Source organism: Alicyclobacillus acidoterrestris (genome assembly GCF_022674245.1).
GTDB lineage: Bacteria > Bacillota > Bacilli > Alicyclobacillales > Alicyclobacillaceae > Alicyclobacillus > Alicyclobacillus acidoterrestris.
Genome location: NZ_CP080467.1, coordinates 698,453 through 714,331 on the forward strand (window position 1 = coordinate 698,453; position 15,879 = coordinate 714,331).

At 55.4% G+C, this 15,879-nt stretch carries 13 protein-coding genes and 1 riboswitch; of the genes, 12 read left to right on the forward strand and 1 reads right to left on the reverse strand.

The features are described 5' to 3' along the window. Positions 1-121 precede the first annotated feature (121 nt). The 3 genes from K1I37_RS03265 to K1I37_RS03275 are packed head-to-tail and all read left to right on the forward strand — an operon-like array spanning position 122 to position 4,069. The gene (locus K1I37_RS03265; RefSeq protein ID WP_021298463.1) at positions 122-2,359 is read left to right on the forward strand and encodes a BglG family transcription antiterminator; all 2,238 of its coding nucleotides are present in this window, start codon (positions 122-124) and stop codon (positions 2,357-2,359) included. A gap of 52 nt (positions 2,360-2,411) precedes the next feature. Beyond that, the gene (locus tag K1I37_RS03270) at positions 2,412-2,681 is read left to right on the forward strand and encodes a PTS sugar transporter subunit IIB (protein WP_021298464.1); all 270 of its coding nucleotides are present in this window, start codon (positions 2,412-2,414) and stop codon (positions 2,679-2,681) included. A gap of 11 nt (positions 2,682-2,692) precedes the next feature. Continuing rightward, positions 2,693-4,069: a PTS ascorbate transporter subunit IIC gene (locus K1I37_RS03275; RefSeq protein WP_021298465.1), complete on the forward strand. Its 1,377-nt coding sequence runs from the start codon at positions 2,693-2,695 to the stop codon at positions 4,067-4,069. A 61-nt stretch (positions 4,070-4,130) separates the two neighbouring features. Here the strand turns inward: K1I37_RS03275 and K1I37_RS03280 are convergent, their stop codons facing one another. Next, positions 4,131-4,292 (reverse strand): hypothetical protein, encoded by a 162-nt coding sequence (locus K1I37_RS03280; protein WP_161624392.1) that lies wholly within the window; start codon positions 4,290-4,292, stop codon positions 4,131-4,133. A 440-nt stretch (positions 4,293-4,732) separates the two neighbouring features. On the opposite strand from K1I37_RS03280, the gene K1I37_RS03285 reads away from it, so the two are divergent. From K1I37_RS03285 to K1I37_RS03325, 9 genes are all read left to right on the forward strand, one after another. Beyond that, positions 4,733-6,028 carry an MFS transporter gene (locus K1I37_RS03285; protein ID WP_021298466.1) on the forward strand — a complete coding sequence of 432 codons (1,296 nt, stop codon included), beginning with the start codon at positions 4,733-4,735 and terminating at the stop codon, positions 6,026-6,028. A gap of 90 nt (positions 6,029-6,118) precedes the next feature. Further along, a complete protein-coding gene (locus tag K1I37_RS03290; RefSeq protein ID WP_021298467.1) occupies positions 6,119-7,303 on the forward strand; it encodes an acyl-CoA dehydrogenase family protein in 1,185 nt (394 codons plus the stop codon). A gap of 32 nt (positions 7,304-7,335) precedes the next feature. Continuing rightward, on the forward strand, positions 7,336-8,724 hold the full coding sequence (locus K1I37_RS03295) for an LLM class flavin-dependent oxidoreductase (RefSeq protein ID WP_021298468.1): 1,389 nt from the start codon (positions 7,336-7,338) through the stop codon (positions 8,722-8,724). Positions 8,725-8,743: 19 nt separating this feature from the next. After that, complete coding sequence (locus tag K1I37_RS03300; protein WP_021298469.1) at positions 8,744-9,955, forward strand: acyl-CoA dehydrogenase family protein; 1,212 nt, start codon at positions 8,744-8,746, stop codon at positions 9,953-9,955. Positions 9,956-10,485: 530 nt separating this feature from the next. Further along, a riboswitch (cobalamin riboswitch) is annotated at positions 10,486-10,675 on the forward strand. A 143-nt stretch (positions 10,676-10,818) separates the two neighbouring features. After that, positions 10,819-11,769, forward strand: a complete 951-nt coding sequence (locus tag K1I37_RS03305; RefSeq protein ID WP_021298342.1) for a sirohydrochlorin chelatase — start codon at positions 10,819-10,821, stop codon at positions 11,767-11,769. Continuing rightward, entirely contained in the window at positions 11,766-12,551 is a 786-nt protein-coding gene (gene cobA / locus K1I37_RS03310; RefSeq protein WP_021298341.1) for a uroporphyrinogen-III C-methyltransferase, read from the forward strand. Before K1I37_RS03305 ends, cobA begins: the two co-directional genes overlap by 4 nt. A gap of 42 nt (positions 12,552-12,593) precedes the next feature. Next, positions 12,594-14,291 carry a precorrin-3B C(17)-methyltransferase gene (gene cobJ / locus K1I37_RS03315; protein WP_021298340.1) on the forward strand — a complete coding sequence of 566 codons (1,698 nt, stop codon included), beginning with the start codon at positions 12,594-12,596 and terminating at the stop codon, positions 14,289-14,291. Between the two features lie 99 nt (positions 14,292-14,390). Continuing rightward, positions 14,391-15,173, forward strand: coding sequence for a precorrin-6A reductase (gene cobK, locus K1I37_RS03320; RefSeq protein ID WP_021298339.1), 783 nt, complete (start codon positions 14,391-14,393; stop codon positions 15,171-15,173). Positions 15,174-15,211: 38 nt separating this feature from the next. Further along, positions 15,212-15,865, forward strand: coding sequence for a precorrin-8X methylmutase (locus tag K1I37_RS03325; protein ID WP_021298338.1), 654 nt, complete (start codon positions 15,212-15,214; stop codon positions 15,863-15,865). Positions 15,866-15,879 lie beyond the last annotated feature (14 nt).

Sequence of the window (15,879 nt, forward strand, 5' to 3'; positions counted from 1 at the left end):
GATTTTCGTCGTTGATGTTTCTTGTGAACCGTAATATCATCGCGATGTAAGGGATTTCAAAAAATCTCGATAACCGCAACCGATTTCCACAATGACTGCAGAAACCGACTGCAGCAACTGAATGCAAAAGGAGGTGCATCCCATTCAGGCGCAGGACGTAAAGGATTTAAAGGATTTGAAGCCGCGAGCGATGCAAATTTTAGTGCGCTTACTGCAGCAAGCGCAGCCGGTGAAAACCGGGGAGTTGGCTGAACGCCATAAGTTGACGCCGAGAAGTATCCGATACGACCTTGATGAAATTGAGCAGGCCGTCCTGCCGCATGGAATTCATCTAGTGCGGCGTAGGTCGGGTGTTTGGCTGGAAGGTACACCTGACAAAAAACAAAAAATTCTGAACGATTTGCGTGCGGCAAAGAGCATCCCTGTTGATCAAAGTACAGCAGACTTGCGCCTGTGCAAACTTCTCTCCGTTCTCCTGTTTGCCAACGAGCCAGTTCTCGTCAAACAGTTGGAAGATGTGCTCGAGGCGAGCCCTCGAACCATCTACAGCGACATGGATCGGGCAGAGGGATGGCTTGAGCGCACTGGTCTCCAATTGCTTCGCAAGAGGCACTATGGTGCGAGGGTGGAGGGACCGGAACTGTTGCGGAGGTACGGCGCTTTGCGACTGGCCCGCGAGTGGGGGCATCCGGAACGACCGAGTTCGGATAGGCCCGAACGCCCTTTGCAAATATCCGCGATGGATGCGTTTTTGCTTAGTCGGCTGTCGGATTCAGAGACTCTATCGCTGCTACAAAGTGGTCTCTGTGAAATCCGCAATCCGTGCCCATTGCGAGAGAAGAGCGATGAATGGATTCTGTTCCTCGCGATTCAGGTCGGACGCATCCAGCGTGGTTGGACAGTATCGCTTACCCGAACCCATATGAAGCAGGTCATGGACACCGCAGAATACGCCGATGCGAAAGAAGTTGCGGCTGTGCTGGCGACGATGTTTTCAGTGAGCTTTTCGGATGAAGAAATCGCCTGTATTGCCCTATATCTGCTTGGCGCCTTCTCACAAACGCAACTGGATGAGGAGACATTTCACACGGCGCTGTCGAATCCCCTGGTGGAAGACATCGTGACACAAATGCTCTTGACCGTCGACTCGACACTCGGGACGTTTTTGATGGAGGATACCGATCTCTTCCGAGGACTCGTCCTCCACGTCAAACCGATGGTCTATCGTCTCTTTTATGACATTCCAGTGCAGAACTATCTGATTGAGGACATCAGAGCGCAACACACCCTAGCGTACCAGGCGGCAGTGATCGCTTGCCGAAATTTGGAAAACTTGTCCAGGAGGCCCGTCAGCGCTGCGGAAATTGGGTTTATTGCCTTGCATATTGGCGCTGCGCTCGAGCGGCGCCGAATCCATTCGCACTCGATGGAGCGACGAGTTCGTGTTCTGGTCGTCTGCGCCGGAGGGATTGGCACAGGAAAGATCCTTCAATCTCAAATCGAGGCGGCGAACGAGAATCTGCAAGTCGTCGGCACAGTCGATGTGAGCCGAGTTCAAGAAGCAGAAACACTCGGGGCTGATGTCATCATTTCTAGCTTGCCGCTGGACAACGCGCCGGTACCACACATCGTCGTCCATCCTCTGCTGCCTGCACACGACAAGCAGCGCATTTCCGAATGGCTGGCGCGCCTGCCTGGGTTGAACGCGCCGGTGGCGGAGACCGCCAAGTTGAGGAGGCCCATTCGCCAACTCATTGAGCAATCCTTTCAGATAATGCAGTCGGGCGCTGTCGATGTGGAGATCGACAATATGTTACAGCGGATTGCTCCGTATCTAGGCGGGACGCTGTGCGGTGCTCAGGGAAGCGGACAGTCGATTGACCTTACAGCAGGAAAGAAGGTGTACAGAATGATTGACTTGTTGACCGCCGGCTCCATTCGGGTCAAGTGTCTGGCGCACAGCAGGGATGAAGTGGTCCATCTCGCCGGGGAACTTCTCGTTGAGACCGGCGGGGCCGAGAAACGTTACGTGGATGCGATGAAACAGTCCATTGCAAAGAACGGCCCATATATGGTGATTGTTCCAGGCGTGGCGCTGTTGCACGCGCGTCCAGAGGATGGCGTGCAGCAGGTTTGTATGAGCCTTGTCACGCTAGAGGAAGCCATTCCTTTTGGGCATCCAGATAACGATCCGGTCGATATCGCCATCGCCTTCGGCGCCGTGGATCAACATCAGCACCTGGAGGCCATGGCAGATTTAATGCGACTGCTGGCGGACGAAGAAAGCATGAGAACGTTGCGCGCCGCGAGGACCGTCGATGAGGCACGTGCAGTACTTGCGAGTGTAACACGACAATAGCGCCGTGCTTGGATAAGCGATTATTTACCCCAATAACAGGAGGAAAAGAACCATGAAAATTCTAGCGGTTTGTGGCATGGGATTTGGAAGCAGTATGGTGTTGCGCATGACGATTGAGTCCGTGTTGCGCGAGTTGGGCATTACAGCGACGGTGGCTACCGCGGACATCGGGACAGCCAAGGCAGAAACCGCAGATATCATCGTAACATCATCCGAATTCGCAACGATGCTTGCAGACAAGAATGTGCCGGTCATTACCATCACGAACTACGTGGACAAGAATGAAATGAAGGAAAAATTGCAACCTGTCGTACAAAAATAGGAGGATGACGGATGATTGTTCTTCATTTTATCGTGAACGAAATTCTCAGCCAGCCGCCGCTCCTCGTAGGAATCATGGCGCTCATTGGGCTGATTGCGTTACGCAAGTCGGTTAGTGACACGGTTACGGGTACGCTGAAGGTGATCGTCGGATTTTTGATTTTGACAGGTGGCTCCAACATCATTAGTGGCGCACTCTCTCCGTTTGGGAATATGGTCCAGGCTGGGCTACACCTACACGGCGTCGTTCCCACCAATGAGGCCATTGTCGCGCTGGCACAGAAGTCGTTTGGCGCACAGACGGCCATTATTATGGCGCTTGGATTCGTGGTCAATCTCATTTTAGCCCGCATCACGCCAGCAAAGTTCATCTTCCTGACAGGGCATCATCTGTTCTTCATGGCGACCGTTTTAGCCGTAGTACTCGGAAGTGCTGGAATCACCGGCGCGAACGAGTCCATCATTGGTGGTATCTTGCTGGGTACGGTTGGAACGATTATGCCAGCTTTTGTTCATCCATTTATGAGGAAGGTCACCGGTGGCGCGGAGTTTGCACTGGGTCATTTTAATTCTCTTGGTTATATTATCTCGGCTGCCGTGGGCAAGGCGGTCGGGAAGAACAGTCGAACCACTGAAGAAATCAAGGTATCTCCAAAAGTCGGATTCCTTCGGGACTCCCTTGTGATGACGACGCTGACGATGATTATCATCTATGTGGTGCTGGCCGTCATTGCCGGTGCCGCATCCATTGTGAGTTACACGCAGGGGAGCAACTACGTGATGTTCGCGCTGACGCAAGGTCTCACATTTGGTGCAGGTATCGCTGTCGTGCTGATGGGTGTGCGGATGATTCTCGCGGAGATTGTCCCTGCATTCCAGGGCATCGCGCTAAAAATTGTGCCCAACGCACTCCCTGCGCTGGATTGTCCAACCACTTTCCCGTTTGCACCGACTGCAGTCATCGTTGGGTTTATCTCCAGTTTAATTGGTGGACTCATCGGTATGTTCCTGATGGGCCCATTGGGGCTTGCGCTGATTATTCCGGGCATGGTCCCGCATTTCTTTGATGGCGGAACCGCCGGCGTCTTTGGGAATGCCACTGGCGGACGTCGTGGCGCTGCGATTGGGTCGTTTATCAATGGTCTCTTGATTACCGTATTGCCAGCTTTGTTGCTGGCTTCCCTGGGGAAACTCGGGCTCGCGAATACGACTTTTGGAGATGCAGATTTCTGCTGGGTCGGGATTCTCACTGGGGGTATCGCCAAGACAGGTATCGCGGGGGCGTACATTCTAACTATTGTCGTTTCCGCTATCTTCGTGGCACTGGCGAGTCTGGTTACAGTCAAGGTCAATAAACGTTCGACACAAAGTGCATCTTTCACTGCGTAAATCAACCATTTGGGGCAGGCGTCGTGATGACGTCTGCCTTTTTCGTTTTTCTTACAACTGTTTACACCAATGAAACGCCAGTAAACGTGACCGGACCCACGACGTTCGCCGCATTGAGAAGTGCGTTCGTAAGTGAAGCTACTAATTGGTACGAGTGATAACCGGGGGCTACGTTGACATCTGCCGTTGTGAATGAGATGGTTTCGTTCTGAATAACCGTCAATGACTCTTGAGCCTCGTGGCCGTGGTGAATGTCCCCTTCTCACACAAGTTGCATGTCCGTCTATACATATGGGCGTATGCACGGAGATTTCGTTTCGAAATATATCGATAGATAATTATGGGGATACGTAAATACATGATTACATCATTATGTGTATATATCGCTTGAAACATGAACTGTCTCTGGATTCTAGCCCCCAGAACAGGTGATTGCCTACAACATGTCTCGAAGCGCGACTTCTGGTTGAGTGGACTGACAAAATCCCTGTTGACAAACCTGAATACTCAAAATAAAATGACCTCAACTTATACGTAAATGAATCGCGCGCTAAGGCCGACTGGACCACCAGAGGCACGGAGTTCAAAGACTCCGTGCCTTATTTTTTTGGAGAGAGGAATCCGGGTTTCGGCGCAGCAGAGCATGAAGAGAGAGGTGGATGAATGAGCGATATCGTCAAGCTGAAAGAAAACGTAATATACCGAATCTTTGGTATGGACGGGAAGGTATTGTGGGGATTTGTCTCCGTATTCCTGTTTATGGTGGGAGATGGTGTCGAGCAGGCTTTCTTGTCGAAGTATATCGTCCAACTAGGGTTCTCTATTGAACAAAGTGCCACGGTCTTTAGCGTATATGGGATTACGCTCACCATTGCGTCATGGTTAGCGGGCGTATTGTCTCAAGTTTGGGGAACACGCCGTGTCATGTTCCTTGGTTTTGTGATATGGGTTGTGTTCGACGTTGGGTTCCTATTGGGACTTCACGATAAGAACTATGCCCTCATGTTGGTCATGTATGGGTTGAGGGGATTTGGTTATCCGCTATTTGCGTTCTCCTTCATCGTGTGGGTCACTTATCGATCTCAGCGAAGCAAGCTCGCTTCAGCGATGGGGTTGTTTTGGTTCATGTTCGCTGGGGGAATTGGGTTTGTCGGTTCTTATTACCCGAGCTTTACACTCTCGATTTTCGGCTACATGGGCACCCTGTGGAGCGCCATCGCCTGGATTCTCATCGGTGGCGTGTGGGGGCTGCTCTTGGTAAACGATCCGCCGGAGCGGACGCCACGCGCTTCGAAGCACGCCATTCGGGAATTTACAACTGGTGTCACCATCTTGTGGAGACAACCACGCGTGACGGTAGGTGGCATTGTGCGGACCATCAACACCGCTGCATGGTACGGACTGGTGGTCATCTTTCCAGTCTTTTTTACGACCTCCTTACATTTTACGACTTCCCAATGGTTGCAAATTTGGGGTGACCAATCGATCAGTAACATGGTGTTTAACATTATCTGGGGCATCGTTGGAGATAAAATTGGCTGGCGCAACGTCATCAAATGGTTTGGCGGGTTGGGGTGTGCGCTGACGACCCTACTGTATTACTACGGGCCCGTGGCGCTTCATCACAATTTTTGGATGACTGTGGTCATCGCTTGTTTGTTCGGTGCATGCGTGTCAGCATTCGTGCCGCTGTCCGCACTGATGCCGTACCTGGCGCCGAATGAGCGAGGCGCGGCGATGGGGGTACTGAATCTTGGTGCTGGATTGAGTAACTTTATCGGCCCCGTGCTCGTTGCGTTGTTCAACCAGATTTTTGGGCTAGTTGGTGTCGTGTGGGCGTTTGCAATTCTCTACGTCATCAGCAGTTTCCTCACGCACTTTTTTCTTCAGCCGACACGGGAAATGGCGCCAGCGGGCACCGGGTCCGCACAAAGAGATGTGGATTCGATTGTTACCTAGTTTCCTTCGCGTGGTAGTGTGCGCGGAGTGCGACAGGCGTTCAGACAGGCGTCCAGCAAAATGTGGTGTAGAGATGACAGGAGTGAGCGTATGACGATTTCGAGCGCAGTACAAGACGACATCTGGGCATCCGTACAAAGATTGGCCGAAGCGTTTGCTGTAGATGCAGTGGAGCGTGAACAAGCCGGAGGAAACGCGAAACGCCAGCGGGATATGCTTCGTGAAAGTGGTTTATTGACCCTTTTAATTCCCGAGCGGTATGGCGGAGGTGGAGAAACTTGGTCGACGGTGCTTCGCATCGTGCGGGAACTCGCAAAAGTTGACGGATCGCTCGCACATTTATACGGTTATCACTTTTTGCAATTGGTCGCGCCACACTTAGTCGGTACACCAGAGCAAAAACGGTATTTCTACACTGAATCCGCAAAGCACAATTGGTTTTGGGGCAATGCGTTTAATCCGCTCGATCAGAGGTTGCGCGGCAACAGGGAGGATGGCCGGGTTGTGCTCAACGGACGGAAATCGTTTTGCACAGGTGCGCAGGACTCCGACAGGCTGTTGGTGTCGTGGGTAGAAGGAGATGATCCAGCTGCGCTGTACACGGCGGTCATCCCAACTCGTCGTGAAGGTGTGTTGGTCCATGACGACTGGGACGGATTAGGCCAACGCCAAACCGACAGTGGGACTGTGGAATTCCAAGATGTCGTTGTCGAACCGCACGAGATCATCGCGGTTCCGCTGGCGAACAAATCACCGTTTTCGACCATTGACGCACCCTTGTCGCAGATGATTTTGGCGAACATCTTTGCCGGCAGTGCAACAGGCGCCTTAGAAGCGGCAAAAGAGTATACGCGAACCCAATCCCGTCCTTGGTATACCTCGGGTGTGAATGCTGCCCATCGCGATCCATATACCCTTCGCAAATATGGAGACATGTGGGTGGAACTGCAAGGAGCAACCAGTCTTCTCGATGCTGCTGGGCACTCGATTGATGCGGCATGGGAGAAAGAGTTCAGCTTGACGTCAGATGAGCGCGGGCGTGTCGCCGTACACACTGCCGCAGCCAACGCGCTCGCCAGCAAGGTTGCGCTGAATGTGACCAGCCAGGTGTTTGAGGTCATGGGGGCGCATTCGGCAACGAAGAACCATGGATTTGATCGCTTTTGGCGGAATGTTCGGACGCACACCCTTCACAATCCAATCGATTACAAGTTTAAGAACATCGGAAATTGGTATGTGAACGATGAGCCGCCGAAACCCGGTTGGTACGCGTAATCTACGCCAGATTGGAACTGGGAGGGAGCGACATGGCGAAACGCCGCATGTACTTAAATGCCTTTGATATGAACTGCATCGGTCATCAGTCCCCAGGGTTGTGGACGCACCCAGAAGACCAGGCATATCGCTACACGGATATGGAATATTGGGTGGAACTCGCCCGCCTCCTAGAACGCGGCTGCTTTGACGCAGTATTTTTGGCAGACGTGCTTGGCGTCTACGACGTCTATCAAGGTTCACGCGATGCAGCGGTCCGCGATGCGGCCCAGGTGCCTGTCAATGACCCCATGTTGGTCGTCCCCTGCATGGCGCAAGTGACGAAACATCTCGGCTTCGGCGTCACAGCTTCGGTGAGCTACGAGCATCCATATACGTTTGCCAGAAGGATGTCGACTTTGGACCATTTGACCAAGGGGCGCGTGGGATGGAATATTGTCACTTCCTATCTCGATAGCGCAGCTCGCAACATTGGATTACACGAGCAAGTCAGTCATGACGAGCGGTACGACAGGGCTGAGGAATTCCTTGAAGTCTGCTACAAGCTCTGGGAGTCCAGTTGGGAGGATGATGCAGTCATTCGGGATAAGGCCAGTGGTATGTATACGAATCCAAGGAAAGTGCATGACATCGAACACCGCGGCAAGTACTCCTCGGTTCCAGGTATCCACTTATGTGAGCCGTCGCCGCAACGGACTCCTGTCCTCTATCAGGCGGGGACGTCGACACGCGGTCGGGCATTCGCTGCAAAGCATGCGGAATGCGTGTTTATCAGTGTGCCGACCGTGAATATTGCCAAAGTGTATGTTCGTGCGCTGCGTCAGGAGGCAGAGCGGATCGGGCGTGATCCACAGGAGATTCGCGTGTTGGCGCTATTCACGCCGATTGTCGGGCGCACCCAGGCGGAGGCCGAAGAGAAGTATGCCGAGTATAAAGCGCATGCGAGTTACGATGGCGCATTGTCCTTATTTGGCGGATGGACAGGGATTGACCTCTCCAACTATTCGCCAAACGAAAATTTGCGGTATGTGAAGAATCGTGCGGTCGAATCTGCAGTCGAAACTTTCACAAAGATTGATCCCGACAAGACATGGAACGTGGACGAGATTGCCGATTTTGTTGGGATAGGTGGCATTGGCCCTGTCGTTGTCGGCACCCCTGACACGATTGCAGATGCCATGGAATACTGGATGGACGAGGCAGGCGTCGATGGATTTAACATCGCGTACACCGTGAGTCCCGGCACGTTTGTCGACTTTGTTGAAAGGGTGGTTCCCGTGCTGCAACGTCGGGGATTGGTCCGACATGCCTACGGCGGCACGACCCTCCGAGATAACTTGTCTGGACGGGGAAGTTTCCTCCTAGACGACCATCCTGCGCGGAAATATCGCAGTACGTACTGGATTCAACAGACGGTGTAAAGGGGGCACTTTCATTATCATGTCTTTTGACACAGCAAGGTCGCATACGTTGTCTACCCATTCGCTCTCATATGTGCAAAGCAGCATTCGTGAACTGGTCGATCACGTCATCCGCCCGAACGCCACAACGATTGACCGGGAGGGCAGGTACCCGCGAGAAAATCTGAATGCGCTAGCGGAGGAGGGCTGGAACGGCATCTTACTTCCAACGGATTTGGGGGGGCTTGGGTTAAACTTTACCGCCTTTTCCACCGCCGTCCAGGAAATTGCACGCGCTTGTCCGTCTACTGCCCTCATTTACACCATGCATGTGGGCGCGGCCTATGCTATCTATCTCTATGGTAGCGAAGATCAGTGGGACAGATGGCTCCGACCCATCCGACACGGCAGCATCGGAACTTTCTCCACGAGCGAGCGGGTGACGGGTGGACACTATTGGCGAAACGAAAGTGAAGCAGTGCGGACGGCCAATGGCTATTTACTGAATGCCAACAAGTCGTTTACGACCAGTGGCGGCTATGCGGATTTCTACGTTGTGCAAACGAAGACGCCGAATGCAAAAGCGCCTGACGACCTGACCTATTTCATCGTCGACGGCCGACAAAATGGCATCACCGCGGGTGCGTGGGACGCACTTGGCGTCCGTGGTAATCATAGTGGATCGCTCCAGTTTATAGATGTTCATGTTGAGGAGCGGGATCGCCTTGGGAAAGAGGGCATCGGTCGAGACATCATTCAGAACGGCGTAACTTATCTCATCGGCTTGTCCGCGACCTGGGCTGGCACCGCATGGGGTATCTTAGATGAGGTGACTGATCATGTAAAACGTACATCCCACGCCCACGTGCAGAAGCAGTTAGCCGACTACCAAGTCATCCGCAGTCAACTTGCGGAGGCAAAAATTCTCCTCGAAAGCTCTCTCGCCTGGCAAGCGCAGTTAGCTTCGAAACTCGATGAGTGGCAGCAAAGTGGGCAGAAGTATGGCCCCAACGAATGGACGATGCCACTGACGGAACTCAAGGTCCACAATTCTGAAGTCGCGAATCGAGTGGCACAAATCGCGATGGACGTCAGCGGCGGCTACGGCTACAAGCGGGGGACTTTGGAACGGCTGTATCGCGACGCGCGGGCAGGTCTGGTGATGGGCCCGTCCAATCACTTGGCCCGGGAACTCATCGGCAAGCACATGCTCGGGCTGCCGCTAGAAATGTGGTACGAGGGCGGCGATTGAAGCCGCCCGGCGTGTGAGGCGGGGAGAAGCCGGGAGAAGCCGGGAGAAGCCGGGAGAAGCCGGGAGAAGCCGGGAGAAGCCGGGAGAAGCCGGGAGAAGCCGGGAGAAGCCGGGAGAAGCCGGGAGAAGCCGGGAGAAGCCGGGCCTTGCGCCGTCTTGGCGACAAGTCGCGCCTGACTTGTCTTATTAAGACAATCACGCGTTTGGGGGCGGCAATAAGGCACGAAAACTGCACTATTCTGTGGATTTCCGCCGTTGTCGGGCAGATTTTGAGTAGATAGGGCATTTTAAATGCCTTAATCTCGGCTCCACTAGCAAAAATCCAATTATAGAGCAGAAAATCTGCCTTATTCGCCGCCCCGGGCACCTGCCTCCACTCGATCCGCCGTCCCCAGCCGCCCCGGGCGCCAGCCCCCACTCGATCCGCCATCCCCAGCCGTCCCCACCCCAATCTCGTGCATAAATGAGGACTAGACGTCATACCCATCAGCGTGTACCATGAAGTCACTTGTACGAGCAAATTCTACGAAAATCACATATGCGGAAAAGGTGTCCACGATGTTGTGGACTTAATAGGGAAATCGGTGAAAATCCGATGCGGTCCCGCCACTGTAATGGGGAACGAGACAATTGCCACTGGGGTGCTAAGGTGAGGCCCTGGGAAGGCTGTCGAACGTGATGAACCAGAGCCAGGAGACCTGCCTTTTCTATGAACACCGTCATAACCTACGGTCGATAGGGAGGTGTTTGTGGGCGACCTATGTCGTATACAAACACTCTTTTTATATAGCAAAAAGAGTGTTTTTTATATGCCATGGCGCGGCAAACACCCCTCCTATAACATTCAGGAGGGCGCTCAGACGATGAAAGAAATCACACTATGTATCGGTCACGGCAGTCGCGATGGCGATGGCAACGAGGAATTCATCCGTTTTGTCGATAAGCTGCGCGAGGCCGCACCAGATAAGCACTTTGAAGTCTCCTTCCTAGAACTGGCCACGCCGACTATCCTCGACGGCATCGACGCGTGTGTGCGTGCCGGCGCGACGCGGATTGTCGCTGTACCCATCATCCTCTTGGCCGCTTCGCATACGAAGCTCGAGATTCCGGAGTTTTTGGATGCAGGCCGCGCCAAATACCCAGACGTTGAGATTATTTACGGTCGGAATATCGGGTTGCATGAGCGCATTGTCGATCTCCTCACCACCCGCTACCAAGAACACCTTCTGAACTTGCCGACACCCGTCGCAGAGCCCGAAGATACGGCGATTGTGTTGATGGGGCGTGGTAGCAGTGACCCGGACGCGAACGGGGACCTGTACAAAATTGCCCGCCAAATCTGGGAGCACACGGGCGTTCACACGGTCGAAGTGTGCTTTACAGGCATCACATTCCCCAGTTTGTCGGACGGTGTGCGCCGCGCCATCGCACTGGGCGCGAAGCAGATTGTCGTCGTTCCCTACTTCTTGTTCACCGGCGTGCTGATCAAACGCATGCGAGATGTCCTTGCGACGTTACAGGCCGAGCATCCGCAGGTGCAGATGACCATGGCCGATTATTTCGGGGCGCATCCGTATCTGGTGGAGGTGGTCCTCAGTCGCCGCGACGAGGCGATTGCGGGCCACGCGTTCATGAACTGCGATTTGTGCAAATACCGCAAGGCTGCTTTGCATGATCACCATCACCATCACGATCACGCCCACGCCCACGCCCACGCACATCACCATCATGGCGACGCGCACGATCACGCCCATGATCATCCCCACCCCCACCATCACGAAGCAAATCCTACGCCGGTAGGTGAAGGCGCGTGACGGAGGGGCAGTTTGTGGGGCGCGTCTATCTGATTGGCGCGGGCCCGGGGGACCCTGGGTTGCTGACGCTAAACGGCAAGGCGGCGCTCGAAGCGTCGGATGTCGTCGTCTATGACCGACTGGTTGCCGAGGAACTACTCGACTTTGCCCGCCCGGGGGCACAGCTTATCTACGTCGGCAAGGCGCCGCACCATCACACGCTGGCGCAGAGGGACATCGATGCGCTCTTGGTGGAAAAGGCACAGGCGGGGCATACGGTGGCCCGGTTGAAGGGGGGAGACCCGTTCATTTTCGGGCGCGGTGCAGAGGAGGCAGAGGCGTTGCGGAATCACGGCATTCCGTACGAGATTGTGCCAGGTGTCAGTTCGGTCGTCGCCGCGCCTGCGTATGCGGGGATTCCACTCACGCATCGGGCGATCGCGTCTGGGTTTCACGTGGTGACGGGGCACGAGTGCCTACATTCGACCGGAACGCCGTGGGCGGCCATCGCGGCGTCCAACCAGACACTGGTCATCTTGATGGGAATGGGCCATCTCCGGGATATCGCGCGGCGGCTCATCGCACACGGCCGCCCGGCGCATACGCCGACTGCCGTCGTTCATATGGGCACGACGGATCAGCAGGTGACGGTTGTCGGGGCGTTGGCCGACATCGCCGACAGGGTCGAGGCGCGCGGGCTGACGTCGCCTGCCGTCATCATCGTTGGCGACGTCGTGCAATTGCACGCACAGTTGGACTGGTTTCGGCCCCAAAGTGCTGTCCAAAGCGAACTTGCGCGATAACGTTCGCTCGCGGCGGCACAGGTCTTGTAAGGAGGGTGACATATGGGCGGAAAGATATTCGTTGTTGGGTTCGGGCCGGGATCGTATGAGCATATCACGGAACGCGCGCGGGCTGCGATTCAGGAGAGCGACGTGATTATTGGTTACAACACCTATGTCGATTTAATTCGCGGGCTTTTGACGAACCAGGATATCGTGCGTACAGGCATGACGGAGGAAGTCAGCCGCGCGCAAAAGGCGGTGCAACTCGCCATGGATGGCAAGGGTGTCGCGGTCATTTCGTCCGGCGATGCCGGCGTTTACGGCATGGCGGGGCTTGTGTACGAGGTGTTGATTGAGCGTGGTTGGCATCCAGGCGATAACCCGGAAATCGAGGTGATTCCGGGGATTTCGGCTATCAACTCGTGCGCGGCCCTGCTTGGCGCGCCGATTATGCACGACGCGTGCACCATCAGCTTATCCGATCACCTGACCCCCTGGGAGGTCATCGCCCGTCGCATTGAGGCGGCGGCTGCAGCGGACTTTGTCATTGCGCTGTATAACCCGAAGAGCGGTCGGCGGACGCGACAGATTGTCGAGACGCAGGCGATTCTGCTCAAATACCGGCCCCCGGAAACGCCTGTTGGGCTCGTCAAGAGCGCGTATCGCGACAGGCAACACGTCGTGCGCACGAACCTCGGGGAAATGTTGACGCACGACATCGGCATGCTGACGACGGTCATCATCGGCAACGCGTCGACCTTCTACTACGACGATTTGATGATCACGCCGCGCGGCTACCAGCGCAAGTACACACTCGACACCGAGCAGCAGCGCCTGCGCCCTGGGGAACGGCTGCGCCCGGAAAATGAGCCGTGGTCGCTGAACGCAATGCAGGGCGCATCGGGCGGGAACGGTCAAAGTGGTATTCACAAAGATAGCGCATCAACTGGAACACAAACGCCACAGGGCAGCACGACGTCCGCCACGCCTGCCGACGCAGTCACATTGCCACCCCGTGCTTGGGCAGAGGCTGCGCTTCGTTGCCTCACGGAAGGTGGACCGGCAACGTCCTCCACAGCGTTTTCGCCGACGGCCGCGCCTGTGCGGCAAGTTTCTATTTTGGAAGTCGCAGTGAGCCCCGGTGTCGCGAACAAGAAGTTCACCGCGGCACAGTTGACGCGTTTGGCGGAGTTGGCTGGGGAGAGCGGCGAGATCGAGTACACCACGGCGCACCAACTGATTTTGCGGACGCAGACAGATGACGCGAACGCCTTGGTCGAAGCGTTGCAGGCGCAAGGGCTGACGGTGTTGCCAGTTGGCGACGTGATTAAGGTCAAAGCGTGCGATTTCTGCGATGGCGAGAAGTACGAGGGCATCGCGTATGCCGAGGAAATTGCTGGGCGCCTCGCCGGGCTCTCGGTGGAGAAGGAGTTGCGCATCGGCTTCAATGGCTGCGCGATGGCTTGCTACGGCGCGGTGAATGAAGACATCGGCCTCGTCTTTCGCAAGGGCAAGTTTGACATTTTCCTCGGAGGCAAGACGACAGGACGCAATGCGGCACCCGGGATTCGCGTGGCAGAGGGCGTGCCCGCCGACGAGGTGCCTGATTTGATGGAGCGCATCGTCAATCGCTACCGGGCGGACGCGTTCCCAGGGGAGCGATTCCACAAGTTTTTCCAGCGGGTTGGCGAGATCGAAGGGTTCGTTCACCGAGACAAGCCGGTCACTGTGGTCGCCGATTCGGTATGTGGCCAATGAAGTGAAATTAATGAAGTGAACTTTAATGAAGTGAACTTTAATGAAGTGAACTTTAATGAAGTGGTTGGCGGTGGTCAGCCAGGAAAGGAGGAAGCGCAGATGATCTTCTTCATGGCCGGGACGAGTGACGCGCGGGCCTTGGCATTGCGCATTCAGGAGAGCGGTTATCCACTCATCGCCAGCGTGGTCACCGAAAACGCGGCACAGGTCCTGACAGATGCAGGAATTCCGGCGCGTCACGGGCGCTTGGATGTCGAACGGATGTGTGAAGCCTTACAGGACACGGGCGCGAAGGTGCTTGTTGACGCGAGCCACCCGTTCGCGGAAGAGGCGCACCGCACGGCGATGGCTGCGGCGGATGCGGTAGGGATTCCCTATATCCGGTACGAGCGGGCGACACAGGATTTTGGCGGCAATGACTTCGTGACGGTGGTCGACACATACGAACAGGCGGCAGAACTAGCAGCAGAGCGCGGTGGCAGCATCATGCTGACGACTGGCAGCAAGACGTTGCAGATTTTTACCGACAAACTGATTGGCCGACCAGATGTCCGCCTAGTCGCCCGTATGTTGCCACGCGTGGACAACATGGAGAAGTGCGTGGCCCTGGGGGTTGAGCAGAAGAACATCATTGCGATGCAAGGCCCGTTTTCTCGCGAGTTGAACCAGGCGCTCTATCGACACTACGAGACGACGTTGATGGTGACGAAAGAGAGCGGTGGGCCGGGGGCGGTTGACGATAAGGTGGCTGCGGCGATAGAGATGGGCATTCAGGTGATTGTCATTGGTCGCCCCAAGCTGGCGTATGGCACGAGTTTTTCGACAGCGGACGGTGTGATGGCAGAGCTTGGTCGCGTCCTCGGGCCCGCTGTAACCAGGTGAAATGATGATGAAGTACGGAGAAGGCGAGGTAGCGCGGCATGGAATTTGGTACGGAGTTTCAGCCTGTGACGACGCAGCCACAGGCGATTGAGGACAAAAGTTTCGAGATTATCACGGAGGAACTGGGGCCGCATCCGTTTACGGATGAACAGTTCAAAGTGGTCCAGCGCGTCATCCACGCGTCGGCGGACTTCGAACTCGGGCGAAGCCTCGTCTTTCACCCAGACGCCATCGAGGCAGGTGTCGCGGCCATTCTCGCGGGGGAACCCATTGTCGCGGACGTGCAGATGGTGCAATCGGGTATCAGTAAGCCGCGAATCGTCAAGTACGGTGGCGACGTCCATGTCTATATTTCCGATCCCGACGTGATGGCCGAAGCCAAACGCCTCGGGACGACACGGGCCATTGTGTCGGTGCGCAAGGCGGTGGCCGCGCATCCTCGCGCGATTTTCGCGATTGGCAACGCGCCGACGGCGCTGCTCGAACTGATTCGCCTGGTCAAATGTGGCGAAGCGCGACCGAGCTTGATTGTCGGCGTGCCGGTTGGCTTTGTCTCGGCGGCAGAGTCGAAAGCGGAGTTGATGAAGTTGGACGTGCCGTTCATCACCAACCATGGGCGCAAGGGTGGAAGTCCGGTGGCTGTGGCGACGGTCAACGCCCTGTCGCTCTTGGCGGACGCCAAAGGTCGGTGAGTGCCGATGGGCGA

What these genes read in the sequence shown, in the direction of transcription:
- K1I37_RS03265 (WP_021298463.1), top strand. Translation starts at nt 122, where the DNA reads ATGCAAAAGGAGGTGCATCCCATTCAGGCGCAGGACGTAAAGGATTTA.
- K1I37_RS03270 (WP_021298464.1), top strand. Translation starts at nt 2,412, where the DNA reads ATGAAAATTCTAGCGGTTTGTGGCATGGGATTTGGAAGCAGTATGGTG.
- K1I37_RS03275 (WP_021298465.1), top strand. Translation starts at nt 2,693, where the DNA reads ATGATTGTTCTTCATTTTATCGTGAACGAAATTCTCAGCCAGCCGCCG.
- K1I37_RS03285 (WP_021298466.1), top strand. Translation starts at nt 4,733, where the DNA reads ATGAGCGATATCGTCAAGCTGAAAGAAAACGTAATATACCGAATCTTT.
- K1I37_RS03290 (WP_021298467.1), top strand. Translation starts at nt 6,119, where the DNA reads ATGACGATTTCGAGCGCAGTACAAGACGACATCTGGGCATCCGTACAA.
- K1I37_RS03295 (WP_021298468.1), top strand. Translation starts at nt 7,336, where the DNA reads ATGGCGAAACGCCGCATGTACTTAAATGCCTTTGATATGAACTGCATC.
- K1I37_RS03300 (WP_021298469.1), top strand. Translation starts at nt 8,744, where the DNA reads ATGTCTTTTGACACAGCAAGGTCGCATACGTTGTCTACCCATTCGCTC.
- K1I37_RS03305 (WP_021298342.1), top strand. Translation starts at nt 10,819, where the DNA reads ATGAAAGAAATCACACTATGTATCGGTCACGGCAGTCGCGATGGCGAT.
- cobJ (WP_021298340.1), top strand. Translation starts at nt 12,594, where the DNA reads ATGGGCGGAAAGATATTCGTTGTTGGGTTCGGGCCGGGATCGTATGAG.
- cobK (WP_021298339.1), top strand. Translation starts at nt 14,391, where the DNA reads ATGATCTTCTTCATGGCCGGGACGAGTGACGCGCGGGCCTTGGCATTG.
- K1I37_RS03325 (WP_021298338.1), top strand. Translation starts at nt 15,212, where the DNA reads ATGGAATTTGGTACGGAGTTTCAGCCTGTGACGACGCAGCCACAGGCG.